Source organism: Streptomyces sp. WAC07094 (genome assembly GCF_036320405.1).
In the GTDB taxonomy this organism is placed as follows: domain Bacteria; phylum Actinomycetota; class Actinomycetes; order Streptomycetales; family Streptomycetaceae; genus Streptomyces; species Streptomyces lannensis.
The window spans coordinates 1603162-1628030 of the sequence record NZ_JAVMJZ010000001.1 but is presented as its reverse complement, the minus strand read 5'-3'; the positions used below and the strand labels follow the sequence as shown (position 1 = coordinate 1628030).

The window sequence follows — 24869 nt, the reverse complement described above, 5'->3', positions numbered from 1 at the left end:
GCCGCCCCGGCCCCTTGAGCATCCGCAGCGCCCAGTGATGCCTCAAGCGCACCGTCTGTCGGCAGATCTTCCAGGTCCTCGAACGAAGTCCGGCAAGGACGCGTAAGAGCTCCACGGGCGGCTCAACATGACATGGCAGCCCGTGGGACGTGGAGCTCCGCCGGGCCGTGGGTCGGTAGACACCGCGTCCCTGGTGGCTCCTACTGCGTGGCCTCCGGGTTAGACCTGTCTGTCACGTAGGTGCCGCGCTGGGGCACCGTGAAGACCTCTCCGGACTCCGCCAAGACAGCGATGGCCCGCCGTACCGTACTCCGGGCAAGCCCGTATTCCTGCACCAGCTGGGTTTCGGAAGCGATCGCGCGTCCCGGAGCCCAGTCGCCGCGTCGGATACGCGCGCGCAAGATCTCGGCAAGCTGCCGGTACGGCGTGAGCGGGGCACCGTGATCAATCTCAGCATCCGGATCGATGGCCATGGCCTGAAGTTATGCGTCCCTCTTCGTCGTCACACTTAGAGATACGTCTAGAGACGTAGCGATACAAGGCGATACCATGCATGAAGAGAGGGCCCCACAGGCGCCGCCAAGGGCTCCAGGGGTGTGTTCGGTGCTGAGAAGGAGCGACGATGATGCCGGCCGTACTGGCGTTGGCTTGCAGCGACCTACTTCCCGTCTGCGGAAAGCGCTGGACCGGAACGGGGCCGGAGCGAGCCCTTTCCGCTGCATGCTCCGTGGGCCCGGCGGACGTCGTCGAAGACGACTTGGCGCGCGACCAGGCGCCAGGCGGGTGGCGTCGGCAGAAGAAACCTCGTGCACAAGTAACTACAGCCGTGACGCGGCGCTGCCCCCTGGCGGTGACTCGATGAGCCGCCTACGACGCCTTCCGTTCGACGGGCCGGAAGGCAAGCCCGCGTACATCCCTTGCGACAACCCTGACGGTCCGCTCTCACGGTTCGCGGACGCCATCGAAGCGCAACAGTTGGAGGCGGGAGCAACGGTGCTCGCTTGGTGCGCCCCATGCTGGGTGTGACCCTGACCCTCGATGAGGCCATGTTCATGCTGCGGCGTACGGCGGAATGCCTTCGCGACGCGCTAGGTGTGGCGGAATCCCGTGGCCAGCGGCTGGGCCTTCCCGATCAACCTTTCTCGGGTATTGCTGCTGAAGAAGCACCGAGCCCGGCGCCGAAGCGGCCACTCACTGACGATGTGTCAGGGTATGGCAGGAGCGCTGATGCCTGGCGACAGGGCGCGGAGGGCAGCCCCGGATCCCGACGCCGACAGCACGGGTGCGCGTCGGCCGGGCCTCCGCGCGCCCCGGTGCCGGGCAGGACGACGTGGCGCTTCGCACTGCCCGGCATCTCCACGAGCGGACGGGTCAGTCGGTTGTGGCCCGCTCATGGACCACGGCCACTACGTCGATCTCGACAAGGATGTTCATCAGGTCGGAGCCGACCGTGGTCCGCACCGGGCAGGGCTCGGTGAAGAACGCGCCGTAGGCCCGGTCGAACTCGGCGAAGTCCCGCTGCAGATGCTCCAGATGCGCCGTCACCTTGACCACGTCCCGCAGTGTCAGACCGCGCTCGGCGAGTACGGAGGAGATGTTGCGCAGTACCTGTGCGGTCTGTTCCGCGACGCCTTCCGGAATCTCGCCGGTCCGCGGGTCCTGTGGGCCGAACCCGGCCGTGTACAGGAACCCGCCCGCCACCACGCCCTGGGAGTAGGCCCCTGCCGGGCGGGGGGCGTCGTCGGTGCGTACGGCCTCCCTTCCCGCATGTCCCACAGGTTCGGTCTCCTGCTCCGTGGCTCCGCTCATCCCGTCAGGTCGCCTTCCCGCTCGTTGACCGCGGCATAGTGACGGAGCTTGTCCTCGTCCACGCTCACACCCAGACCGGGTCCCGTCGGCACACGCAGTCGCCCGTTCTCGAGGTGCAGCGGTTCGATGATGTCGTCCGCGTGCAGGTAGTACATGCTGTCGATCGCACGTGAGAGCACCGGGGTGCTGGAGACGACGGCGAGATGCGCCGCCGTCGCTATGCCGAGTTCGCCCCCGCTGTGCAGGTTCATACCGAGGCCGAAGGTCTCGCAGTGCGCGGCGAGTGCCTTCGTGGCCGCGATGCCGCCCCACTTGTAGACGTCACCGTGGATCACGTCCACCGCGTTCAGCCGCGTGGCCGGTGCGAAGTCCTCGAAGCGGACGACACACATGTTGGTGCACAGCGGGATGCGTACCTTCGCCTTCACCTGGCTCATGCCCTCGATGCCGACACACGGGTCCTCCAGGTACTCGAGGTCCAGCTCCTCCAGGGCGATCCCGGCGCGTATCGAATCGGGGACGGACCAGGCGGCGTTCGGATCGACCCGCAGATTCACGTCGGGCAGTGCTTCGCGCAGCGCACGCAGGATGGCGACATCCCCGGCCGCGTCCTTCGTGCCCTTGAGCTTGACGGCCTCGAAGCCGCCCTCCGTGACGACGCGCCGGGCGTGTTCCGCCAGGGCCGCGGGCAGCGCCGACGCCGTCGAACCGGGCGCGTCGGCCCGGGTGACGAGAGCGGTGATCGGTACCTCGTCGCGAACGGCACCCCCCAGCAGATCGGTGACCGACTGCTGGGTGGCCTTGCCCATCGCATCCCAGCAGGCGACGTCGATCGCCGCGATCGCGGCGTAGCCGAGGTAGCCGTAGAAGAAGGGCACCATGTGCTGCTTGCGGTGGAAGCCTTCCAGCGCGAACGGACTGGTGCCGATCAGGTCCGCGGCCATCGACCGGACGATCGCCGCCACCGGCCTGCCCCACATCGTCTCGCCCCAGCCCTCGACGCCCTCGTCGGTGCGGATGCGCACGACGGTGCGGGTTTCTCCTGTCTTGGTCTCGAACGAACTGGTGAAGGGGTTGACCAGTGGGAGGTTCACGACCCACACATCGACGTCGGTGACCTTCATGTCTCTCCTTGCATCATGGGGACGGCCGGCTCGTGACGCGGCGGCGTCCAGGGGTGCGGGTGTCGCCGGATTCACTGCGTCGCCGCGTCGAAGGCTGCGATCGCCCTGGCCAGCCCTTGTGCCCGGTCGTCCAGCAGTTGACCGCCCGACGCGGCGTCGGCGGTGGAGGGGTCGTCCGTCGAGCCGCCGACCCGGGCCCACTCCCCGTGGCGTTCCACGGTGAGGCCCGGGTAGGGCGGGTTGTCGAACAGGGGCGGCGGTTCCACGGGTGTGCGGGCGTGCACGGGTGTGCGCACCAGGTCCGGGCGGGCCGCCAGCATCAGTGATGTCTCGAACCATCCGGCGTGCCCCGGGGTGACGTCGGGCCGGCCGACCTCGCGCCCGGCCGAGGTGAGCGTCCAGTAGGAGCAGGCGGCGACGGTGGCTTCCGAGCGGAGGGCGAACCGTTTCACCGCCAGGCGCATGATCTCGTCGTTGCCGCCGTGTCCGTTCACGATCAGTATGCGGCGGTGTCCGCTGGTCACGAGCGAGTCCAGAATGTCGTCCAGGACGGCGCTCAGGGTGGCGGCGGAGAGCGAGAGGGCCGCGGCGAACAGATGGTGGGGGCTGTGCCCGAAGGGCAGGACGGGCAGCAGCACGACTTCCGGATGGGGTGCCTCCCGGGCGAGCAGGTCCAGGGCCCGCTCGACGACCTCCTCGACCAGGAGCGTGTCGGTGCCCATGGGAAGGTGCGCGGCGTGCTGTTCCTGCGACCCGATGGGCAGCAGGGCGATGCCGTCCTCACCGGACCGGCGTACCTCGCGCCAGGTAAGTTCGCTCAGTTTCGATTGGCTCACGGTGCTACCTCTGTGAAACGGGACCGTGGCAGAGTCGGCGCATGGTCCACAAACGTTCTCCGTTGCGACTGGTCCCCGAGGCCGTGGCGCAACCGACCGCACCCGCCGCCTCGCAGCGGCTGGGTGCCGTCGAGCTGGTACCCGGCAGGGTCAGGGCGGCCGTGCTGTCCATGGCGGGTCGGATTCTGGAACGCATCGAGACCTCGTACGACGCCGCCTCCGCGACGCCGGCCGACATCGACACGGCACTGACGGAAACCGCCGTGATCTTCGCCGCACACGAGCTGACCGGGATCGGGGTGGCGGCCGCCGGGCTCGTGGACCCGCTCACGGGCCTGATCCTGGAAGTGAACGACGTACCCGGTCTGCACGGATACCCGGTGACGGAGCGGCTGGGCGAGCTGACCGGCGCGAGTGTGCGGGTGGAGCACCGGGCACGGCTCCAGGTGCTCGGGGACCGATGGTTCGGCGCGGGGCGCGGGCGGCGCACCTTCGCCTCCGTCTCGACGGGTGAGGTCCTCGGGGTGGGGGTCCTCTACGACGGCGAGGTGCTGGCGCCACCCGGCGGCCGCAGCGGCGCCCATATGACCGTGTCGGCCAGCGGTGAGCGGTGCACCTGCGGAAACCGCGGCTGCTGGAAGACCGTCGCGACCACGGGCTGGCTGCGGGCCCGGGCACACACGGCGGGCCTCGGGGACGGGGCGTCGCTCGCGTCGCTGGTGAGCCGCGGGGACGAGCCGGCGGGACGGATCGTGCAGGAGTACGCGCAGAACCTCGCCCTCGGCCTGGTGAACGTGCAGCAACTCTTCGCGCCCGGCCTCTTCATCCTGCACGGTGAGGCACGCGAGGGCGGTGAGGGCTTTCGTACGGTGGTCGAGCAGCGGCTGCGTGACGCCGTCGCCTTCGCGGGCGCCGAACAGCCGCGCGTGCTGGTGAGCGAGGCCGCCATGGACGACGTTGCGTTGCTCGGTGGCGCGGGGCTCGTGCTCTCCTACCTGTAGTGGGTGGGTGGTCATCGGCTCTCTCCGCTGGTGCGGGGCGCCCGTTCCGCGGCGCGGCGGCCTCTGCGCGGGTCAAGGACCGGCACCGCGTCCAGCAGTTGCCGCGTGTAGGGGTGCTGAGGGATGTGGAACACCTGAGCCGCCTCGCCCACCTCGACCAGGCGGCCACGGCGCATCACCGCGACCCGGTCGGCCACCTGCCGTACGACGGCGAGGTTGTGCGAGACGAAGACATAGGTCAGACCCAGCCGCGTTTGGAGATCTGCCAACAGTTCCAGGACGGTGGCCTGAACGGACACGTCCAGCGCGCTGGTGGGCTCGTCGAGCACCAGGAGGCGGGGCCGGAGCGCGAGTGCGCGCGCGATCGAGACGCGCTGGCGCTGACCTCCCGAGAACTCGTGCGGGTAGCGGTCCTGGATGCCGGCGTTCAGCCCGACGGCCTCCAGCAGCTCTCCGACCCGCTCCCTCGCACGTGCCCTGCCGCGCCGACCGCGTACCGCCGGGTCATGGGTGATCAGCGGCTCGGCGACGATGTCGGTGATACGCATACGGGGGTTCATGCTGGAGTACGGATCTTGGAGTACGACCTGCATCTGGCGGCGTACGGCGCGCAGTTCGGCCGCCGAGACGGTGGCGAGGTCCTGCCCGTCGAAGCGCACGCTTCCCGCCGTGGGTTCGAGGAGCCTGAGCAGCAGCCGGGTCAGGGTGGTCTTGCCGCAGCCGGACTCGCCGACCAGGGCCAGGGTTTCGCCCTCCCGGACCTCGAGTGACACGTCGTCGACGGCCACGTTCACGTTCCTGCCGCCGAACTCCTTGCGTAGTCCACTGAGTTCGAGCAGTGGCCGGCCGGCAGTCGCCGGCGTTCGGGTCTCGGGGCTCACGCCGCCTCCAATCGCGGGGTGACGGTCAGCAGCCTGCGGGTGTAGTCGTCGGCCGGGCGGTCGAACACATCCAGGACGTCGCCGCTCTCGACGACCTCGCCCTTGTTCATGACCGCGACGCGGTCGGCGGTCTCCGCCACCACCGCGAGGTCGTGGGTGATCAGCACGACCGCCATGTCGTGCTTGTGCTGGAGGGTGACGAGGAGATCGAGGATCTGGCGCTGCACGGTGACGTCCAGGGCGGTGGTCGGCTCGTCGGCGATCAGTACACGCGGCCGGCCCACCAGCGCCGTCGCGATCATCACGCGCTGGCGCAGGCCGCCGGAGAGTTCATGCGGGTACTGGCGGTAGCGCTGGGCCGGATCGGGGATGCCGACCTCGTCCAGCGCGGCCAGCGCGGCCTCCCTGGCCTCGGCGCGGGACATGCCGGTGTGGTGTCCGAGGACCTCCGCCACCTGGGCGCCGACGTGCTGGAGGGGGTCGAGGCTCGTCATCGGGTCCTGGAAGACCATGGCGATGTCGCGCCCTCTGATCCTGCCGAGCTCCTTCTCGGACAGCTTGAGCAGATCGTGTCCGTCGAAGAGGATCTCGCCGCCCGTGTAGACGCAGGGGGGTGTCGGGTTCAGGCCCAGCACGGAGAGTGCGGTGGCGCTCTTCCCGCTGCCCGACTCGCCCACCACGGCGAGCGTTTCGCCGGCGTGGACGGCGAGGGAGACGTCCTGGACGGCGTGTACGACGGAGGTCGGGAGCCTGAAGTCCACACTGAGGTGCTTGATCTGCAGCAGCGGCTCGGCGTCCACCGGGCGGGGGGAGTGGTCGCGTGTCTGTCGGTCCATGGTCATCGGCGGTAGGCCTTCGGGTCCGCGACGTCCCGCAGGGCATCGCCGGTGATGTTGATGGCGAGGGAGGTGAGCATCAGCGCGATGCCGGGGAAGACGGCGACCCACCAGGAGGTGCCCAGGTAGAGCTGGCCGTCGGCGAGCATGGAGCCCCAGGTGACCGTCTCCTTGGGCACACCGAGGCCCAGGTAGCTCAGCGACGCCTCGGCGACGACGGCCGCGGCGACGTGCAGGGTCGCGATGGTGGCGAGCGGGGCCATCACATTGGGCAGCAGATGGCGGCGCATGATGGTGGCGTCGGTGACGCCGATCGCCCGGGCCTCGGTGATGAAGTCGCGCGAGCGCAACGACATCACCTCGGATCGCACCACGCGGGCGTAGGAGACCCAGCCGGTGAAGCCGAGGACGAGGATCACGTACCACAGGCCGGAGCCGAGGAAACCGACGATGGCCAGGGCCAGGAGCAGTGCGGGGAAGGCGAGTTGGATGTCGGCGAGCCGCATGAGGACCCGGTCGGCCCAGCCGCCGAAGTAGCCGGAGACCAGTCCCACGACGGTGCCGATGGCGCCGGCGAGCAGGGCGGCGCCGGCACCGACGAGCAGCGAGACGCGCGCGCCGTAGATGACGCGGGAGAGCATGTCGCGGCCGAGCTGGTCTGTACCGAGCGGGTGGGCCCCGCTGCCGCCGTCCTGCCAGGCGGGTGGCCGCAGCCGCAGCAGAAGATCCTGTGTGTTCGGGTCGTAGGGTGCGATGAGGGGGGCGAACAGGGCGGCTGCCAGCAGGAGTACGAGTACGGCGAGCGCCAGAACGGCGAGCTTGTTGCGCAGCAGTGCCCGCAGTACGACGGACCCGGAGCCGACGGTGGGTGTCCCCGCGGGGACCCGGTCGGCCGCAGCCGGTGTCATGACGGTCATCGTGACGTCCTCACCCTCGGGTCGAGGAAGCTGTAGGAGAGGTCGACGAGCAGGTTCACCACGACGAAGGTGGCGGCGAAGAACAGAATGGTGGCCTGGACGAGCGGGAAGTCGCGATTGGAGATCGCCTCGATGGTCAGCTGTCCGACTCCCGGCCAGGAGAAGACGCGCTCGGTGAGGATCGCGCCGCCGAGCAGGCTGCCCACTTCGAGACCGACGACGGTCACCACCGGCAGTGAGGCGTTGCGCAGTCCGTGGGTGAGCACCACCTTCAGCGGCCCGAAGCCCTTGGCCCGGGCACTGCGGATGTGGTCGGAGGACAGGACGTCGATCAACGAGGAGCGCAGCAGACGCGCGACGACGGCGACGGAGTAGACGGCGAGTGTGACGGCCGGGAGGACCAGATGGGCGAAGGTCCCGTACCCGGAGGCGGGCAGCGCGTGCAGTCCGACGGCGAAGACCAGGACGAGCAGGATGCCGACCCAGAACGGTGGTGTGGACTGGCCGAGCAGGACCCCGGTCATCACGGCGTGGTCGGAGCCTCGTCCACGGCGCATCGCGGCGAAGATGCCCGCCGGGATCGCGACGACGAGGGTTACGACCAGTGCGGCGGCGGCGAGTTCGATCGTGGCGGGCAGCCGGTCGGCCAGGATCCGGCTGACGGGCTGGTTGTAGACCAGGGAATTGCCGAAGTCGAGGCGGGGCAGTCCCCCGATGAAGTCGACGTACTGAGTGAACAGCGGACGGTCGAGGCCGAGGGAGGAGCGGAGCGCGCTCTCCTGTGCGGCTGTGGCATCCGGCGGCAGCAGGAGCTTGACGGGATCGCCGGAGAGCCGCACCAGGAAGAAGGCCACGGTCGCCGTGCACAGCAGGACGAACACGGCGGTGCCGAGGCGCTTCAGGACGAACCACAGCAGCCGTGTCGCGTGGTGGTCGTGCCGTCGGCCGGCCGTCGGGGTGGGCGGCTGCTCGAGGGTGATGTCGCTCATCGGGAGACCTCCGCGCTCTCCATGGCGAGGACGCCGGCGGATCCCGGCTTCCAGCGGGGCCGGTCGTTGCGAGCGAAGATGTTGTCCATCTGGTAGAGGAAGACGAAGGGCGCTTCCTCACGCATCAGGCGTTGCAGGTCGGAGAAGGCCTTTTTGCGTTCCGCGGGGTCCTGGGAGAGCTCTTCGACATCGATGAGGCGGTCCGCCTCCTTCGAGTGCCAGCGGCTCTGCCGTCGGTCGTGGCGCACGTTCGACTGGACGATGCTCTCGCCGTCCAGCGTCCAGACGGTGCTGGCCGCCAGATAGATCGGACCCAGTGCCCCCCGGTTGTCGGAGGTGAGTCGCGCGGCGTACGTCCCGGGGTCGAGGAGGTCGACCCGCGCATGCACGCCCGCCCGGGCGAGCAGTCCCGAAAGGGCCTCCGCGACGTTGGAGTCGACGTTGGACGCGGTGAGCGTCGTGGAGAAGCCGTGCGGGTAACCGGCGTCGGCGAGCAACGCGCGCGCGGTGCTCACGGAACGGGTGAACGGCTTGACCGAGGGGTCGAAGCCGAAGGCGCCGCGCGGGACGAGGGCGGGCGTCTCGGTGGCCTTGCCGTCGAGCACCGCCTTGATCAGCAGGGGGACGTCGACGGCGTGGTTGAGTGCCTGGCGCACACGGCGGTCCTGGAGCGGGCCCTTTTCCAGAGTGTTCAAGGAGAGGTAGGAGGTGCGGATCCCCGTGAAGCCGTCCAGGGTGACACCGGAGTAGCCGTCGAGCTGCTGAGCGGCGTCCGGGGTGAGTCCGGCGACTAGATCGACGCCGCCGCTCTGGAGCGCGGCCAGTGAGGACGAGGCGTTGGGTGCCGGTGTGAAGACCAGGCCGTCGATGCTCGGGCGGCCCTCCCAGTGGTCGGCATGGGCCCGCATGCGCAGCTCGTGGTCCCGCTGCCAGCTGACGAATGTGAAGGGACCGGTGCCGATGGGATGTTCGGCGAATCCGGCGTCGCCCACCTCGGACAGATAGCGGGGCGGCACGACCACTCCACCGAAAAGCGACAGCTTGGCGGGCAGGATCGGGTCGTGCACCGTGGTGTGGAGGTCCACGGTGAGCCGGTCGACCACGCTGACGTCCTTGACGTAGCGGAGTTCGACGATCGGCGACTTCGTCGCGGGGGCGAGCAGTCTCTTGATGCTGAACGCGACGGCCTGCGCCTCGCACGGCTCACCGTTGTGGAAGGTCACCCCGGGCCGGATCCTGAACCGCCAGGTGTGCGCGTCCGTGGCCGACCAGGACAGGGCGAGCCTCGGGTGCAGCTGGTTGTCCCGGCCGCGGGTGGTGAGCGTGTCGAACATGTTGATGAGGACGTTCATCGACACCATGTCGCCCTGCTTCTGCGGGTCCAGCGTCTTGGGGTCCCCCGGCTGGGAGACCCGCAGGACGTTCCCGGCGCGGGCTGCAGCGGGGGTGCCGCAGCCGCTCAGAGACGTCGCCGCACCGAGAGCCCCGATCAGCAGACCACCCGCCCGCAGGACGTCGCGTCGGGGCAGATGGCCGCGGTCCACGATGCGCCTCTGACGTATTCGTTCCATTGAACAACACATCCGTTCCGTCAGATGGAATGCGGTTGCGCTAAACTAAGCGACATGGCGAAGGCGGTCAACAGTCGATCGGTCGAACCCGAACCGGTGAAGGGTCCTGTCGACAAGGCGATGGAGGTGCTCGAAGCACTCGTCGAGCCCGGTGGTCCCCACCGGCTGGGCGAGATCGCACGGCGCACCGGGCTCACCAAACCGACGGTCCACCGGCTGCTGCGGGCGATGGCGGACCACGGTTTCGCCGAACCCGCGGAAGGGGGCAGTTACCGCTCGGGTCCCCGGCTGCTGGGTCTTGCCGCGGCCGCCCTCAATGACGGACGCGCCCTCGAGCTCGCCCGGCCCGTCCTCGCCGACCTGCGCCGGCGTACTGGACATGTCGCGCTGTATGCCGTACGGCACGCGTCCGAGGCGGTGTACCTGGAGCAGTCGGAGCCGGCACGTGAGTACCGGATGAGCGCCCGGCCCGGCCACCGCACGCCGCTGTACGCCTGCGGCGTGGGGCTCGCCATGCTCTCCGTGCTCTCCGGCCACGAAGCCGATGCCGTTCTGCACTCGGCACCGCTCGAAGCCCGGACCCCGCACACACTCACCGATCCCGACGCGCTTCGTGAACTCCTCGTGGACGCGGCCCTGAACGGTTACGCCGTCGAGGACGAGTACGACGAGCCGGACGTGCGGTCGGTGGCGGCACCCGTCCTCAACGGGGACGGCCGGGTCGTGGGCGCGATCGGCATCTCGGGCCTGACCTTCACCATGGCCCCCGACAGCGTGGAGGTGTTCGGGCCGATGGTGCGTGCCGCCGCCCGCACGGTCTCCGCCGGTCTCGGTGCGCGCACACCGATTCTGGGCGTGGTGGACACGACCTCGCGGGGTGAGCGGGAATGAGCGCACTGGCCGAACTGCTCGCCACCGGACGCGAACAGCATGTCTACTCGGGTGCGGCCTGGTCCGTCGGTGGCGCGGAGGGGCCGCTGGACCGGGGCTGGACCGGCACCCGCAGCTGGGGCGGACAGGCGCTGGACGGCGGTGAGCTGTGGGATCTCGCCTCGGTGACAAAACCGATCGTCGGCCTCGCGGTCATGGCACTCGTCGAGCGCGGCACACTGACGCTCGACGACACCGTGGGCGCGCATCTGCCGCGATATCGCGACGGCGACAAAGCCGACCTGACGATACGTCAACTACTGACCCACACCTCGGGCATCCCCGGGCAGGTACCGCTCTACCGCGATCATCCCACTCGCGCCTCCCTGCTCGAGGCCGTACGCCTGCTGCCCTTGACGGCGGCGCCGGGCACCCGCGTCCAGTACTCCTCGCAGGGATTCATCATCCTCGGCTCGATCGCGGAGGCCGCGACCGGGCAGCCACTGGAAGTGCTGGTGGAACACCTGGTGACGGCGCCGCTCGGCATGCAGCACACGGTCTTTCGCCCCGACGCCGCGCGTCGCGCACGGGCGGTGGCCACGGAGGACTGCCCTTGGCGTGGCCGCCCTGTCGTCGGGGAGGTCCACGACGAGAACGCGGTCGTGCTCGGTGGCGTCGGCGGTCACGCGGGCCTTTTCGCACCGCTCCAGGACATGGAACTGCTCGGCACCGCACTCGCCGCCGGCGGCCGGGGACTGCTGCGCCCGGAGACGTTCGCCCTGATGACCGCCGCCCATACGAACGGCCTGACGCTGCGGCGTGCGCTCGCGTGGCAGGGCCAGGATCCGATCGACTCGCCCGTCGGAACCGCATTCGGCCCGGACTCGTACGGTCACACGGGATTCACCGGTACCAGCCTCTGGGTCGACCCCGCAACGCGGCGCTATGCCGTGCTCCTGACCAACCGAGTGCACCCGACCAGGGACGGAGACGGAATCACCGCCGTACGGCGTGCGTTCCACACCGCCGCCGCGAAGCCGGCATCTCGGGCCGGCTGAAAGCCACGACCACGGCCGGGTGGCCGACCAGGAGCGCGACTGCCCGGGCGTACCTCCCCGCTGACGCGGAGAGGTACCGAAGGAGACGGTTGCCTCCGTCACCCGGCAGGGTCCCGGACAGGTGTGAGGTCAGCCCCCGCTCTTTCGCCGGAACGAGCGCTGGCTCGAGGCCGGGCCGTGCGCGCCGCGGACCTTCGACGCGTTGGTGTTCGCTGCGAGGGCCGCGGCCTTGGCCTGCATGCCGCGCTTACGAGCCAGGGCCTCGCGGAACTTGTCCTTCAGTTCGTCCTGGCCGTGCCCTTCGGCATCGGGGTCGGGGCTTTCGGTGTCAGCCGGCTCCGAACCTTCCTGACGTGGAGACTCTGCAGTCATGGTGACCTCCTGGGTTCGGGCAGATGGTAAGCACAGCTTGTCATGCCGTTGGGCGCGTGGGTGCCGGTGTCCGGCGTCGTCGCCGCGGCTGACGGGGGCCTTCCTGCTCGTCCCGTCCCCGGCGCCCCGCTGAGCGCGTGCCGGCCGTGCTCCGGCCGCCGGAGTGACGATGCCGGACGCCGTCACTCGGCCGAGGGCGTGTCGGGGTTCGTACCGGGACCGCCGGTCGTTTCCCGTGCGCACCGAGGTTGCGGTACCCGGCCCGGCCGCTACTGCAGTGCGTGGACCGCGGCCGAGAACACCGGAGGCATCCAGGACGCCGCGGGGACGATCAGGCGGCCGGTGCCGGGACGGCGGCTCGCGGCCAGCAGGGCACCGGTCAGCATCCGGTGGCGCCGTGTCAGCCGGGCCCAGGCACGCTCGTAGTCGAGCGGTCGCCCGGCGGCCAGGCAGCGGACTGCGGCCCCGGCCGTCGCCAGCGCGAGGGCGATGCCCTCGCCGGTGAGGGCGTCGAGGTACCCCGCGGCGTCGCCGACGAGCAGTACACGACCGGCGGTTCTGCGCCGCACCCGTTGCCGCAACGGTCCGGCGCCGCGAACCTCCGTAGCGGCCGGACCGCGCAGCGAGGCGGTGAGGGCCGGGAAGGCCGCCAGGTGCCCGTCGTAGCCGCTACGGGTGCGGCTGAGAACCGCCACGCCCACCATGTCGTCGTCGACCGGCGTCACATAGGCCTCGCCGTGCCTGGCCCAATGGACCTCCACGAAGTTCGTCCACGGCTCGACACGATAGTGCCGGCGCAGTCCGTAGCGGCCGTGGGGGCGGGCCGGCAGTTCCAGTCCCAGGGAGCGGCGCACCGGGGAGTGCAGGCCGTCGGCGGCGATCAGCCAACGAGCCGTGGTTCCGGCGGCGGTCACCGTGTCTGCGCTCTGGTGCACCTCGGCGACCTTGCCCGGCAGCACGCGCACACCGAGGCCGAGCGCCCGCTGCTGCAGTGCGGAGTGCAGCGCCGTACGCCGGATTCCCAGCCCACTTCGCCCGCGGAAGGCCGCCTCGGCGCACGTGGTGCCCTCCAGGTAACGGATGCCGCGCAGTTCGCGGCCGGTGACCTCGACGCCCAGCGTCCGCAGCGCGGCGACACCACCGGGCATGACTCCTTCCCCGCAGGCCTTGTCCACAGGCCCGGTACGGGGTTCGATGACGACCGCCTCCAGGCCGGCGAGCGCCGCATGGATGGCGGCGGCCAGCCCGGCGGGTCCGCCGCCGGCCACCAGAACGTCGATCATGCCGGCGCCGGCCCGGTCGTGGCGGCGAGCGCCCGGTTCTCGCAGCGGACACGCACGGTGAGCAGGGCGGCGTCGAGCGAGGTGAAAAGGGCGGCGGTGACCCAGGCGGTGTGCACCAGCGGCAGGGCCACGCCCTCGGCGACGACGGCCGCATAGTTCGGGTGTCGAAGCCACCGCCACCGATAGGGACCGCTGGTCACGAGCGGCAGGCCGGGTACGACCATCACCCGGGTGTTCCAACGGGGTCCCAGCGCGTGGATGCACCACCACCGCAGTGCCTGGGCGCACACCAGCACGGCCAGCATCGGCCAGGCCAGGGCGGGGACGAAGGGCCGGTCCAGCAGCCAGGACTCGGCAGGACAGGCGATCAGCAGGCCGGTATGAAGGGCGACCATCGCAGGGTAGTGGCCTTGTCCGGCAACGATCGCGCCGCGGGCCGTGCTCCAGCGTTGGTTGCGGCGGGCGATGACGAGCTCGGCCACACGCTCGCCGGCGACGGCGGCCACCAGCAGTCCGTACCAGATCATGGGTCCTGTGTCCTTCGTCGGGTTCGGAACTACCAGCGCAGCAGGACGAGTTCGCAGGCGAAGCCAGGCCCCATCGCCAGCAGCAGGCCGGGGGTGCCGGGCGGCGGGCGGCGCTCGGCCAGGGTGTCCCTCAGCACGTGGAGCACCGACGACGAGGACAGGTTGCCCACGTGGGCCAGGTGCCGCCATGTCACATCGAGCGCGTCGGCGCTCAGGTCGAGGGCCTCGGCCACGGCCCCGAGGACCTTGGGGCCGCCGGGGTGGCACACCCAGGCGGTGACGTCCTTCGGCTTCAGGCCGTGGTCGCCGAGGAATCCCTCGACGTCGTCGGCGAGGTAGCGGCGAACCAGGTCGGGAAGCCTCGGATCGAGGACGACCTGAAAGCCGGAGCTCCTGATGTCCCACCCCATGACGTGCCCGGTGTCCGGATACAGATGGCTGCGGGTGTCCACGATCGTCGGGCCGAGGGTCGCGTCCGGGTGCTCCGCGCCGTAGGCGACGACTGCGGCGGCGCCGTCGCCGAACAGCCCGGTGGCGACCAGGTTGGCCATGGAGGCGTCGTCGCGCTGGAAGGTGAGCGAGCACAGTTCGACCGACAGCAGCACCGCCACACGGCCGGGACGCCCCAGCAGGTAGTCGTGCATACGGGCCAGGCCGGCGGCGCCACCGGCGCAGCCCAGGCCGAAGAGCGGCAGCCGGTGGACGTCCGGCCGCAGTCCGAGGCGGCCCACCAGCCGTGCGTCGATCGAGGGGGTGGCGATGCCGGTGACGGAAGTGAAGATCAGCAGGTCGACATCGGCCGTGGTGAGACCGGCCGTCCGCAGTACGGCTCTCACCGCCTTGGCACCCAGGTCGGTGGCCGCGGTGATGAAGACGTTGTTGGCGGCGCCGAATCCGTCCAGCGTTCCGTACCGTTCCAGCGGCAGCGTCATATGGCGCGAGCCGACCCTCGTGCTGCGGTGCAGCCGGTCCAGGACCCGGCGGTCGCCGTCCTCGGGCAGGCAGGTGCGGGCGACCATGTCGGTGATCTCGGACTGGCTGTGACGGTGGGGTGCAAGGGCACCGTGAACGGCGGCGATCCGCGTCATGTGGTTCCTGTGCGGCTGTCGACTGGGGTGAGTTGCTCTGCACGTGTTCCCCGGACCAGGGCTTCGGCACCATGGATCGCCCGTCCGGCCGCTCGCCCCGGGCGCGTGCTCGAGCCGGGTGGGCGCCGGGACGCCTACGATCGGCCCGGTGAGCACTCCTGAGCGCTCGACGGACGGCGGCGCGGCCGCGGTGTGGGCCGGTCGGGTCGGCGGCCTGGCAGGGGCGTGCCACCCCGGGCCTGTCGTGGCGGTCACCGCCTTGACGGCCGCGCTGGCCGTGACCGCCGGCCAGGGCGCCACGCGCAGTGTGCTGACCACCGCCGCCGTTCTGAGCGGGCAACTGTCCGTCGGCTGGTGCAACGACGCCTTCGACGCGCGCCGGGACATCGCTGCCGGCCGCCGTGGCAAACCCGTCGTCGACGCGACGGTGAGTGTGACGGAGGTGTGGGTGGCCGCCTGCGTCGCGCTGGCGCTGTGCGTGCTGCTGTCGTTCGCCTGCGGCCTGTGGGCGGGCGTCGTTCATCTGGTGGGAGTGGCGGCGGCCTGGGCGTACGACCTGCGGCTCAAGGCGACGGCGTGGTCCTGGGTGCCGTACGCGGTGGGCTTCGCCGCGCTCCCGGCGTTCGTGGCGTTGGGGCTGCCGGGGCAGCCCTGGCCGGCCTGGTGGGTCGTCACCGCCGGGGCGCTCCTGGGAGTCGGCGCCCATCTGGGCGATGTGCTGCCGGACATCCCCGGGGATCTGGCGACGGGTGTGCGGGGATTTCCGCACCGGTTGGGCCTGGACGGTGTGCGGCTGCTGCTGCCGGTTCCGCTCGCGGCGGCGTCCGCCGTCCTGGCGCTGGCGCCCGGGGGACCACCCGGCAGATGGGGAACGGTGGCACTCGCGGCGGCCGGCGCGGTCGCGGTGACGGGCACGGTGCTCGGACGCCGGTGGCAGCGAACGGCGTTCGCCTCGGCGGTCGCCGTGGCGGTGGTGGACGTGGCGCTACTGCTGGCGCGCGGCACCGGAATCGCATGACCGGCCCGCGCCGCCGACCGGCTGGTGGTGGTTCACGTGCTGAGCAGGCGGTTGAAGAACGAGCGGTACTGCTGAAGGGCCACCCGCAGGTCCTCGGTGTCGGCCTGTTCGCCCCGGTTCCACTGTCCTTCCAGCTCTTGCTTGTGCTCGGCGAACGTGGTCGCCAGTTGCCGCATGACGTCGGCGACCAGCGCGTCGGCCGTGTTCACGGCGTCGCGCGGATCGTCGACGAATTCGTTCTGGACCCTCTGCCAGCGTGCGCGGAAGCCCTCCTCCTCGTCCGTCGCGAGCAGCGGAGGCGTTTCGGCGTCCGCCGAAGCCGCCGTCGCCCGGTCCGGTGTCCCGGTGGGTTCGCCCGTGGCCGCCATCGCCCCGGGTGCCGTGCTCTCGCCGGGGAATTCGGGGGCCCTGCCGTCGCGCACCTCTCTGCCGGGCGGTCCGGTCCGGCGACGCGGCTCGGCCAGGTCCTCGGTCGACAGCCCTTCGGCCGGGTCGGGTACGTGTTCGTGTTCCATGTCTCCTCCGTCCGTCGCACCGAGCCGGTCCGGCTCCGCCCGGTCGCGGCCGGTGGGCGGTTCAGGCCCGCGCATGACGTGGCCGACCGCCGTCGGACAGCAGGTCGTCGAAGATGTCGCGGTAGTGCACCATGGCGCCGCGCAACTGCTCGGTCGTCGCCTTGTGCTCGGCGCTGAGCATCTCGATGCGGTGGGCGGCCCGGTACTGCTCCAACGTGTGACCGTGTTCGACCGACAGGTCCTTCAGACGCTGTTCGAAATCCTCGGTCGGGTAGCCGCGCTCGTGCATCAGGGACGTCACCAGGCGGTCGGCGTCATGGACGGCCTCATCGGGACGGTCCACGAACTCGTCCTGGACGCTGGTCCAGTTCCGGGCGTACTGCTCCCGGACACCGCTCGGCAGCGGTTTGATGTCCAGCGAGCCATGACGCTTCTCGCGTGCGCTGAGCTCGCGCTCGGCGGCGCGTCGGCTCTCGGCGGTCTCGACCGTTCGGTCGTACTCGGGTCCGAAGCGTTCGCGCAGGCGACGGCGGCGAGTCACGAGAGAGGCTGCCACTGCCGCCAGGGCGATCACTACGACGACGGGGATGATGATCGCTAGAAGTGTCCCTGTTGACATCGGGTCGTCCGCCCTACTTTGTGTGAATAGGTACTACTTGTGACCGTGTGCCCCTGCCCTTCCAGGTGAAACTCCCACAAGCCGACGCGGCTCCCCGGCAGGGTCGGACGGGCGAACCGAGCAGGGCGGGAGTGGACCTTCCGATGCTCTCGGCGGCGTGCTTGCGGCGTTCACCCGAGCTCATGACGGACAGTGAAGAGTGATCAACGCCCCCGCGTACCCCCGGACCCTCCAACAGGCGGGTTCACCGCCGGCCGTCATGAGACCGTACGCATCCACTGCCGGCTCGCCTGCGAGGACGTCGCCCGGCCCGCTGTCCTGCCGTTCAAGGTCGCCGAAGCAGCCGACCGTTCCCGCGAACTCGTGGAGCGCATCGGCGAATTGTCCGAGGCCCCCGAGGCCGTCGAATCCCGCCGCGGCAGGTGGCCCCTCCGTCCCCAGGACACAGTCCGCCGCATCGGCCGCCTCGCCACCGACGTGCTCCAACGGCGACCGGCCCGCGGTGCCCGTGACCGCTGGGGCGACGGCATGACCCACCTTCCCGCGCCGCACCCCGGTCTGGCCGACGGCCCCGTCTATCTCGACTACAACGCGACCACGCCCGTCGACCCGCGTGTCGCCGCGGCGATGCTGCCGCACCTGACCCGCTTCTTCGGCAACCCGTCCAGCGGCCACCCCTACGGGGCACGGCCCCGCACCGCCCTGGCGCAGGCCCGCGCCCAGGTGGCCGCGCTGATCGGCGCCCGCCCGGAAGGAATCGTCTTCACCGCGTCCGGCTCCGAGGCGGACCTGCTCGCGCTGCGCGGCGCCGTCCTCGCCTCCGGGAACCGCCGCCCGCACCTCGTCACCCAGGCCACCGAGCACCCCGCGGTCCTCGCCTCGTGCCGGGCCCTGGAGCGGCTGCACGGCGCCCGCGTCACCGTGCTGCCCGTCGACGGCGTAGGCCTTGTCGACCCCGGTGCCCTGAGCGATGCCCTGGGGCCGGACACCGTACTGGTGTCGGTGATGGCCGCCAACAACGAAACCGGTGCCCTCCAGCCGATCCCCGAACTCGCAGCCCGCACCCACGCCCACGGCGCCCTGTTCCACTGCGACGCCGCCCAGGCAGCCGGAAAGATCCCGCTCGACGTCATCGGCCTGGGCGTGGATCTTCTCACCGTCGTCGGCCACAAGATGTACGCACCCAAGGGAATTGCGGCCCTCTGGGTGCGTGACGGCGTACGGCTGGAGCCGGTCGTCTACGGTGGAGGACAGGAGCGCGGACTGCGCTCAGGCACCGAGAACACCGCACTCGCCGTCGCCCTCGGCGCGGCGGCTCAACTCGCCGCCGACGAACTCTCCGACGGTGCCCCGTCCCGGATCCGGGCGCTGCGCGACGAACTGCACGCCCACCTCGCCGACGCCCTGCCCGGCCGAGTGCACCTCAACGGCCCGGATCTGCGGCGACTACCGAACACGCTGAACGTCGGCATCGACGGCACGCGCGGACACGAGGTTCTTCGAGCGGCCCCCGGCATCGCCGCCGCCACGGGCTCCGCCTGTCACAGCGGCACCCACACCCCCTCGCCCGTTCTGACCGCCATGGGGCAGGACCCCGACCGGGCACTCGGCGCGCTACGGCTGACGCTCGGCCGCTGGAGCACGGCGCAGGACGTCGCTACCGCGGCCCGCGTACTCGTCCGCGCCGTCCCGGCGGTCGCCGGGAGCAGGCGGTGAGCACGTCGGCTCGCCGGAACTGCCCGCCCGACCGGCAGCGGCTGCCCGGGCGCCCGACACCCGGCCGAGTCACTCCGCCCGACCGCATCGGCGCGACCGGCTCTCAAGCGGGTCCGCACCATGGACAGGGACGCAGCCGCGGCGTCCGCCGTGTTCCCGACGGTCGCCGCCCCACGTCGGCTGCATCATCGCCCACGGTCGACTACTTTGATAAAGCACCTGGTCAGAGGGTAGGAAACCAGCCGAACGCACCGGGGACGCGCCATGACCGGCCTGATCGTCATTCTGCTGCTCGTGGTCCTGGCCACGGCCGTGGCGACCGGTGCCCGGCGCTGGAGCCTGCCCGCCCCCTCGCTCCTCGTGGTCGTCGGAGTGCTCGTCGGGCTGCTGCCCTGGATTCCCGAGGTCCGCCTGCCGCCGCACGTGATCAACGTACTGGTGCTGCCGCCCCTGCTGTTCGCCGCGGCCGGCGAGATGTCCGTCCGCGATCTGCGCACCGTCTGGCGGCCCGTGACCGGTCTCGTCTTCGGCCTGGTCGTCGCCTCGGCCGTCGCCGTCGGATACGTCGCACGGGCGATCACCCCGCTCACCGCCGCGACCGCGTTCATCCTCGGCTCGGTCCTCGCCAGCACCGACCCCGTCGCCGTCACCGCGCTCGGCCGGCGCCTGTCCCTTCCCCCGCGCGTGCAGGCCATGGTGCAGGCGGAGAGCCTGTTCAACGACGCCACGTCCCTGGTCCTGTACAAGGTCGCCGTGGCCACCGTGGTGTCCGGCAGTGCCATCACCGTGTCCGGGACCGTCGAGCAGTTCCTGATCCTCGCGGGCGGAGGGGCTCTCATCGGCGCGGCGGTCGCCGGGGTGGTGACGCTCATCCGCAGGCGGACCGAGGACCCCGTGCTGGAGACCGTCATCGCGCTGGTCACTCCGTATGCCTCGTACGTCGTCGCCGAGCAGTCGCACGCCTCCGGCGTGACCGCCGTCATCGTCGCCGGGGTCGTCCTCGGCAGCACCGGCCGCAGATTCAGCAACGCACCCATCCGCCTCCAGGTCCACGCCGTCTACGACACGGTGACGTTCCTGCTGGAGAGCGTCGTCTTCGCGCTCATCGGCCTCGAGCTTCCCTCCGTCGTCCGGCAGCTGGCGCACGACGAGCGTGGCTGGCCGCTGTGGGTGCCGGTGATCGCGCTGACGGTGCTGACGATCCGCCTGCTGTGGCTCTTCCCGCTGTCCGCCCTGATCCGGTACCGGAAACAGGAGGGGGAGGGGCGGCCGTCCTGGCGCGTTCCGGCCGTCCTGTCCTGGGCGGGTACCCGGGGCGTCATGCCGCTGGCCGCGGCGCTGGCGATTCCCCTGACCACCCACACGGGAGCGCCCCTGCCGCACCGGGCACTCATCCTCACGCTCACCACCGGGACCATCGCGCTCACCGTGGTCTTCCAGGGGTTCACCCTCGCCCCCGTGGTCCGCCGTTCCGGCATCGCCCTGGAGCCGGAGCACACCGCCCGTGAGGAGGCCCGGACCCGTCGGCACATCGCGAAGGCCGCTCTCGAAGAGCTCAGACAGCTCGGCGACCTGGATCAGCTCGCCGATCTGGGCGCCGCCTCCGAGGCCGCCGTGAAACAGGCCCGTCGCCATCTGGAAGCGCGTATCCACCAGGCCGAGGACGCCCACCACACCGACCCGGACGCCCGTCCCGCCGACGCCTACCGCGAGATCCGCCGGACACTCATCGCCATCGAGGCCGCCGAGCTCCAGCGCCTCTACGAAGCCAACAAGATCAGCGACGCCACCCGCCGCCGGATCCAGCGCGAACTCGACCTCGAGGAGAGCAGCCTGCGTGCCGACGGCTGAGCGCGGTCCCGGCCGCGCATACCCGGGCCCTCGCCGTGGATCCGCGGCACGGCGAGCGCCGTGGTCAGCCCTGCCGCTGCGGAACCAGCGCGCCCTTCACCCACCAGCCCTTGCCGTCCGCCTGCCGGTGGCCGGACTGCGTCAGCCGCACGTTGTTGGTCTCCGGCGCCCACATCAGGGACGTGACCCCGCCGATCAGCGACACGACGCCCATGAACACCATCGACCAGCTCAGGCCGAGGTGGTCGAGCGAGAGGGGCAGCAGGAACGTGCCGATGGCGGCGCCGATCCGGCTGGCCGCGGACGCCAGGCCCACGCCCGAGGTACGGATCGACGTCGGGAAGACCTCTTCGGGGTAGACGCCGGGCAGGATGCTCATGATCCCGTACGAGAGCAGGTAGCCGAAGAAGCACACCGTCGTGAGCCACACCGGCAGGAACGAGCCCAGCGCCACCAGGAACAGCGCCAGCGCACAGCCGAACATGGGCCAGATCAGAATGGTCCGCCGGCCCACCCGGTCGACCAGGAACCACCCGGTCGCGGCGCCGACCAGTGCGATGAAGGTGCCGAGCAGCGCGCCCGCCAGCGCGCTGCCGCCGAGCCCTATCGCCCTGAGCACGGTCGGCTGGAAGAACGTCAGCGCGAAGTACGGCAGGACGATGCAGATCCAGAAGACGCATGTGAACACCGTGCGCCGGAGGTAGTCGGACGAGAACAACTCCCGGTAGCGGGTCTCCTCCGCCTGCTCGTCGCGCCAGTCCTCGGTGTCCATCGACACTCCGAGGTCCTGCTCGACGATGTCGACGGCTTCCTTGTGCCGACCCTTGGAGATCAGCCAGCGGGGCGATTCGGGCAGTCCGTGCCGGATCAGCAGACACGCGACGGCGGGGATCGCGCTGGCAGCGAGCGTGTAGTGCCAGGCGTCCGGCCAGTTCGTGTTGACCAGATAGCCGACGAGGTACGCGACGACGTAGCCGACGTTCCAGAGGATCTCGAGGATGCCGAGGTAGTTGCCGCGTTTGCTGGTGGGCGCGAACTCGGCGAGCAGCGGTGACCCGATCGAATAGTCGGCACCGACCGCGAGCCCCATGACCAGGCCGAGGACGAACACCTGCCAGGCGGCCGTCACGAAGAACATCAGCACGGCACAGCCGAGGAAGACCGACAAGTCGATGGTGAACATGGGCCTGCGGCCGAGCCGGTCGGTGACGTAACCGAGGCACAGCCCGCCGAAGAACGTGCCGATGAGGGTCGACGACGAGATCAGCGAGTTCCACGTCGAGGTGACACCGATGTCACGGGCCATCGCCGTGCCGGCCAGGGCCGACGCCACCGAGGCGAAGACGAACCCGTCGATGAACATTCCGCCGCCGGTGGCGACGGTGAGGCGCCGCAGGAAACGGCTTGTCCGGTGGCTCGTCACAGCCATGTCACCTGGATCGTGTGCAGTCGTCGTCACAGGGGTGCCTTCCCGTAGCTCTTTCTGCCCCTGTCCGGCTTTCGACGATGAATTCCTGTGACGCTCGTTACCCACGATGCGGTGGGGAGGGGCGCGTGAGGCAACCGGGGTACACGCCCCGGCCCTCCGTCCGCGCCGGGCCGATTCTTCCGGCAGCCGTGCCCGGGTTGCCCATGACGCGGCGCCGATGTTCGTGTTCCGTAAGGGGCTCGGGCATTCCTGGGCGGCCCTGCGGTGGCTGTGATGGGTGACATGAGATCGCGTACGTTTCCGCCGGCGTTCAAGGGCAGGCTGCACGACCCGCGCACGGCGACTTCGATCGGCAGATGGCTGGGCCTCGCCTTCGCCGTCTGTTTCGTCACCGGCCTGATCAGCCATGTGCTGCAGCATCCGCCCGGCTGGGCGGCCGATGATCTGCCGAGCCGCCCGGTGTGGGGCTACCGGCTGACCCAAGGGCTGCACGTCGCCTCGGGCATCGCGGCGATCCCGCTGCTGCTTGCCAAGTTGTGGACGGTCTATCCGCGGCTGTTCGCCTGGCCGCCGGTGCGGTCGGTGCGGCACGCCCTGGAGCGGTTGTCGGTGGCCGTGCTCGTCGGGGCGGCCCTCTTCGAAGTGGCCACGGGCCTGCTGAACACCGTGCAGTGGTATCCGTGGCCTTTCTCCTTCGTGCCGGTGCACTACGCCGTGGCCTGGCTGGTGACCGGATCGCTGCTCCTGCACCTCGCGGTCAAGGCCCCGGAGATCCGGGCCCACTGGAGCCGCCGGTCGCCGGGGACTCTGGCCCTGCCTGAGGAGGACGGCCCCGACCGGCGCTCACTCCTCGCCGCGGTGGCGGCGGCGGTCGGCGCGGTCACCGTGACCACCGTGGGCCAGTCCTTCACCCCCCTGAAGGACCTCGACCTGCTCGCCCCGCGCCATCCGGACCACGGCCCGCAGGGCCTGCCGGTCAACCGGACAGCCGTCGCGGCCGGAGTCGGAGCGATCCCGGCCGAGCGCTATCGCCTGACGGTCGCCGGGCCGAGGCCGTACACGCTGACGCTGGACGAGTTGCGCGGCCTGCCGCAGCACGAGGTGGAGCTGCCGATCGCCTGTGTGGAGGGGTGGAGCAAGTCGGCGCACTGGACGGGAGTACGGGTCGTGGACCTCCTGGAGCTTGCGGGTGCCCCGCCGCATGCGCGAGTACGGGTGGTCTCGTTGCAGACCCGGGGCGGCTACCGGGTCTCCGAGATGGGGCACGAACACGCCCGCGATCCGCTGACCCTGCTGGCTCTCCGTCTCAATGGCGAGGAACTGTCCCCCGACCACGGCTATCCGGTGCGTCTCATCGCCCCGAACCGGCCGGGTGTGCTGCAGACCAAGTGGGTCGGCCGACTGGAGGTGCTGACATGAGGATGAATCCGGGACGGCTGTTCCTGTGTGCGGCCGGTCTGGCGTTGTCGGCCGTGGGTGTGTATCTGCTGACGGACGTGCGTGACCTGGCGGGTGTCCTGGTGTGGCTCGGCGGGGCGGTGGTGCTGCACGACGCCCTGATCGCGCCACTGGTGCTGCTCATCGGATGGGTACTGGTACGCGGGGGTGTGCGTGGGCCGGTGCGTGGCGCGCTGCTGGTCGCGGGGGCCCTGACGGCGGTCGCCCTGCCGGTGCTGCTGCGCCCCGGGAGGCCGGCCAACTCATCGGTCCTGCCTCTGGACTACCCGCGCAACTGGCTGCTCGCGCTGGTGGGGGTGGCGGCGGTCGCGGCCCTGGTGACGGCCGCGCGAGCGGTCCGTCGCAAGCGAGAGAGGCCGCCTCGACAAGCCCTCGGGGACGCCGAACGCTAGAGCATCCTTACAGGTGTCTTACGTGCCCGCAGCAGGGCCGGCGGCGGCTCGGTGCGCTCGTACGGTGGTGCGATGCGAACCGTTCGGACGACGGGCCTGGTGACTGCGCCACCCCTGCTGCTGGCCGTAGCGGGACTGGTGCATCCGCGACACCTGACGGCGGCGACGGCCGGTCACTGGGCCGGTCTCCACGTGGTCCTGCTGCCGGTCTTCCCCCTCCTGGTCCTGGGGCTGCTGGTGCCGCTGTGGGGCAGGCCCGGCCGCGACGCCGACGGTGCCCTGACCGTACTCGCCTGGGCCGGCTGCCTCGGCTATGCCGCCTACTACACCGGGCTGGACGCGGTGGCCGGCATCTCCGCCGGGACGGTGGCCGGCACCCCTGCGCGCGGTGGGGTGGGGCGGCTGTTCGCGACCGGTGACGCACTCGGCCGGGCAGGGGTCTACGCGTTGACGGTCGCCGCACTAGCCACATGCTCCGTTCTTCTGCGGCGGCACGGCCCGCGGGTGCTGCCCGGCGGCGCGGTGGTCCTCGTGGCGTGCTGGTCCTTCGTCGACAGCCACATCTTCTGGCCGCGCGGTGTGTTCACCATGCTCGCCTTCGCCGTGGGTTTCGGCCTGTTGACCGTCGCAGCCTCGGCCCAAACAGGCCCCCGGACCGCGTCCCCAGGTCTTACGGACCTCTGACGTCCCCGTGCCGTGCGCTCGCGGT

The 24869-nt window shown here is 70.7% G+C and carries 25 protein-coding genes; 9 read left to right on the top strand and 16 right to left on the bottom strand.

The features are described from left to right. Window positions 1-200: 200 nt before the first annotated feature. The 4 genes from RCR19_RS07225 to RCR19_RS07210 form a co-directional block, all read right to left on the bottom strand. Window positions 201-473: a GntR family transcriptional regulator gene (locus tag RCR19_RS07225; RefSeq protein WP_331264356.1), complete on the bottom strand. Its 273-nt coding sequence runs from the start codon at window positions 471-473 to the stop codon at window positions 201-203. 898 nt (window positions 474-1371) lie between these two features. Beyond that, window positions 1372-1809: a Rid family hydrolase gene (locus tag RCR19_RS07220; protein WP_331264355.1), complete on the bottom strand. Its 438-nt coding sequence runs from the start codon at window positions 1807-1809 to the stop codon at window positions 1372-1374. Then, window positions 1806-2933 carry an enolase C-terminal domain-like protein gene (locus tag RCR19_RS07215; protein WP_331264354.1) on the bottom strand — a complete coding sequence of 376 codons (1128 nt, stop codon included), beginning with the start codon at window positions 2931-2933 and terminating at the stop codon, window positions 1806-1808. Before RCR19_RS07215 ends, RCR19_RS07220 begins: the two co-directional genes overlap by 4 nt. Before the next feature lie 71 nt (window positions 2934-3004). Further along, complete coding sequence (locus RCR19_RS07210) at window positions 3005-3769, bottom strand: creatininase family protein (RefSeq protein ID WP_331264353.1); 765 nt, start codon at window positions 3767-3769, stop codon at window positions 3005-3007. A 62-nt stretch (window positions 3770-3831) separates the two neighbouring features. Between RCR19_RS07210 and RCR19_RS07205 the strand changes: the two genes are divergently transcribed. Continuing rightward, window positions 3832-4770 (top strand): ROK family protein, encoded by a 939-nt coding sequence (locus RCR19_RS07205; RefSeq protein ID WP_331269367.1) that lies wholly within the window; start codon window positions 3832-3834, stop codon window positions 4768-4770. Window positions 4771-4781: 11 nt separating this feature from the next. On the opposite strand, the gene RCR19_RS07200 is transcribed toward RCR19_RS07205, so the two are convergent. From RCR19_RS07200 to RCR19_RS07180, 5 genes are read right to left on the bottom strand one after another with little or no spacing between them, the layout of a single operon-like run. Then, complete coding sequence (locus RCR19_RS07200; protein ID WP_331264352.1) at window positions 4782-5651, bottom strand: ATP-binding cassette domain-containing protein; 870 nt, start codon at window positions 5649-5651, stop codon at window positions 4782-4784. Beyond that, on the bottom strand, window positions 5648-6493 hold the full coding sequence (locus tag RCR19_RS07195) for an ABC transporter ATP-binding protein (RefSeq protein ID WP_331264351.1): 846 nt from the start codon (window positions 6491-6493) through the stop codon (window positions 5648-5650). The genes RCR19_RS07200 and RCR19_RS07195 overlap by 4 nt, the downstream gene beginning before the upstream one ends. Further along, a complete protein-coding gene (locus RCR19_RS07190) occupies window positions 6490-7404 on the bottom strand; it encodes an ABC transporter permease (protein ID WP_331264350.1) in 915 nt (304 codons plus the stop codon). Before RCR19_RS07190 ends, RCR19_RS07195 begins: the two co-directional genes overlap by 4 nt. Next, window positions 7401-8393 (bottom strand): ABC transporter permease, encoded by a 993-nt coding sequence (locus RCR19_RS07185; protein ID WP_331264349.1) that lies wholly within the window; start codon window positions 8391-8393, stop codon window positions 7401-7403. The genes RCR19_RS07190 and RCR19_RS07185 overlap by 4 nt, the downstream gene beginning before the upstream one ends. After that, window positions 8390-9964, bottom strand: a complete 1575-nt coding sequence (locus tag RCR19_RS07180) for an ABC transporter substrate-binding protein (protein WP_331264348.1) — start codon at window positions 9962-9964, stop codon at window positions 8390-8392. Before RCR19_RS07180 ends, RCR19_RS07185 begins: the two co-directional genes overlap by 4 nt. A 54-nt stretch (window positions 9965-10018) precedes the next feature. Between RCR19_RS07180 and RCR19_RS07175 the strand changes: the two genes are divergently transcribed. Together RCR19_RS07175 and RCR19_RS07170 are read left to right on the top strand one after the other, a co-directional pair. Further along, window positions 10019-10855 (top strand): IclR family transcriptional regulator, encoded by an 837-nt coding sequence (locus RCR19_RS07175; RefSeq protein ID WP_331264347.1) that lies wholly within the window; start codon window positions 10019-10021, stop codon window positions 10853-10855. Beyond that, entirely contained in the window at window positions 10852-11892 is a 1041-nt protein-coding gene (locus tag RCR19_RS07170; RefSeq protein ID WP_331264346.1) for a serine hydrolase domain-containing protein, read from the top strand. The genes RCR19_RS07175 and RCR19_RS07170 overlap by 4 nt, the downstream gene beginning before the upstream one ends. 129 nt (window positions 11893-12021) lie before the next feature. Here the strand turns inward: RCR19_RS07170 and RCR19_RS07165 are convergent, their stop codons facing one another. The 4 genes from RCR19_RS07165 to RCR19_RS07150 all read right to left on the bottom strand — a co-directional run bounded on the left by RCR19_RS07165 (window position 12022) and on the right by RCR19_RS07150 (window position 15162). Next, the gene (locus RCR19_RS07165) at window positions 12022-12264 is read right to left on the bottom strand and encodes a DUF5302 domain-containing protein (protein ID WP_331264345.1); all 243 of its coding nucleotides are present in this window, start codon (window positions 12262-12264) and stop codon (window positions 12022-12024) included. 269 nt (window positions 12265-12533) lie between these two features. Then, the gene (locus RCR19_RS07160; protein WP_331264344.1) at window positions 12534-13547 is read right to left on the bottom strand and encodes an FAD-dependent monooxygenase; all 1014 of its coding nucleotides are present in this window, start codon (window positions 13545-13547) and stop codon (window positions 12534-12536) included. Further along, window positions 13544-14074: an isoprenylcysteine carboxyl methyltransferase family protein gene (locus RCR19_RS07155; protein WP_331264343.1), complete on the bottom strand. Its 531-nt coding sequence runs from the start codon at window positions 14072-14074 to the stop codon at window positions 13544-13546. Before RCR19_RS07155 ends, RCR19_RS07160 begins: the two co-directional genes overlap by 4 nt. Window positions 14075-14103: 29 nt before the next feature. Next, window positions 14104-15162, bottom strand: coding sequence for a 3-oxoacyl-[acyl-carrier-protein] synthase III C-terminal domain-containing protein (locus RCR19_RS07150; protein WP_331264342.1), 1059 nt, complete (start codon window positions 15160-15162; stop codon window positions 14104-14106). Window positions 15163-15310: 148 nt separating this feature from the next. Here RCR19_RS07150 and RCR19_RS07145 point away from each other — a divergent pair, with 148 nt between their 5' ends. Continuing rightward, entirely contained in the window at window positions 15311-16180 is an 870-nt protein-coding gene (locus RCR19_RS07145) for a UbiA family prenyltransferase (protein ID WP_331264341.1), read from the top strand. A gap of 32 nt (window positions 16181-16212) precedes the next feature. Here RCR19_RS07145 and RCR19_RS07140 read toward each other — a convergent pair whose 3' ends face one another. Together RCR19_RS07140 and RCR19_RS07135 are read right to left on the bottom strand one after the other, a co-directional pair. Further along, window positions 16213-16695, bottom strand: a complete 483-nt coding sequence (locus RCR19_RS07140; RefSeq protein ID WP_331264340.1) for a hypothetical protein — start codon at window positions 16693-16695, stop codon at window positions 16213-16215. A 61-nt stretch (window positions 16696-16756) separates the two neighbouring features. Then, the gene (locus RCR19_RS07135; protein ID WP_331264339.1) at window positions 16757-17314 is read right to left on the bottom strand and encodes a hypothetical protein; all 558 of its coding nucleotides are present in this window, start codon (window positions 17312-17314) and stop codon (window positions 16757-16759) included. Between the two features lie 192 nt (window positions 17315-17506). Between RCR19_RS07135 and RCR19_RS07130 the strand changes: the two genes are divergently transcribed. Continuing rightward, on the top strand, window positions 17507-19030 hold the full coding sequence (locus tag RCR19_RS07130; RefSeq protein WP_331264338.1) for a cysteine desulfurase family protein: 1524 nt from the start codon (window positions 17507-17509) through the stop codon (window positions 19028-19030). Between the two features lie 264 nt (window positions 19031-19294). Then, window positions 19295-20881, top strand: coding sequence for a Na+/H+ antiporter (locus tag RCR19_RS07125; protein WP_331264337.1), 1587 nt, complete (start codon window positions 19295-19297; stop codon window positions 20879-20881). Between the two features lie 64 nt (window positions 20882-20945). Here RCR19_RS07125 and RCR19_RS07120 read toward each other — a convergent pair whose 3' ends face one another. Further along, a complete protein-coding gene (locus RCR19_RS07120) occupies window positions 20946-22310 on the bottom strand; it encodes an MFS transporter (RefSeq protein ID WP_331264336.1) in 1365 nt (454 codons plus the stop codon). Window positions 22311-22592: 282 nt separating this feature from the next. Between RCR19_RS07120 and RCR19_RS07115 the strand changes: the two genes are divergently transcribed. The 3 genes from RCR19_RS07115 (at window position 22593) to RCR19_RS07105 (ending at window position 24844) form a co-directional block, all read left to right on the top strand. Further along, on the top strand, window positions 22593-23729 hold the full coding sequence (locus RCR19_RS07115; protein ID WP_331264335.1) for a molybdopterin-dependent oxidoreductase: 1137 nt from the start codon (window positions 22593-22595) through the stop codon (window positions 23727-23729). Next, on the top strand, window positions 23726-24160 hold the full coding sequence (locus tag RCR19_RS07110) for a hypothetical protein (protein ID WP_331264334.1): 435 nt from the start codon (window positions 23726-23728) through the stop codon (window positions 24158-24160). Before RCR19_RS07115 ends, RCR19_RS07110 begins: the two co-directional genes overlap by 4 nt. A 72-nt stretch (window positions 24161-24232) precedes the next feature. Further along, complete coding sequence (locus RCR19_RS07105; RefSeq protein WP_331264333.1) at window positions 24233-24844, top strand: hypothetical protein; 612 nt, start codon at window positions 24233-24235, stop codon at window positions 24842-24844. The last annotated feature ends 25 nt before the right edge of the window (window positions 24845-24869 follow it).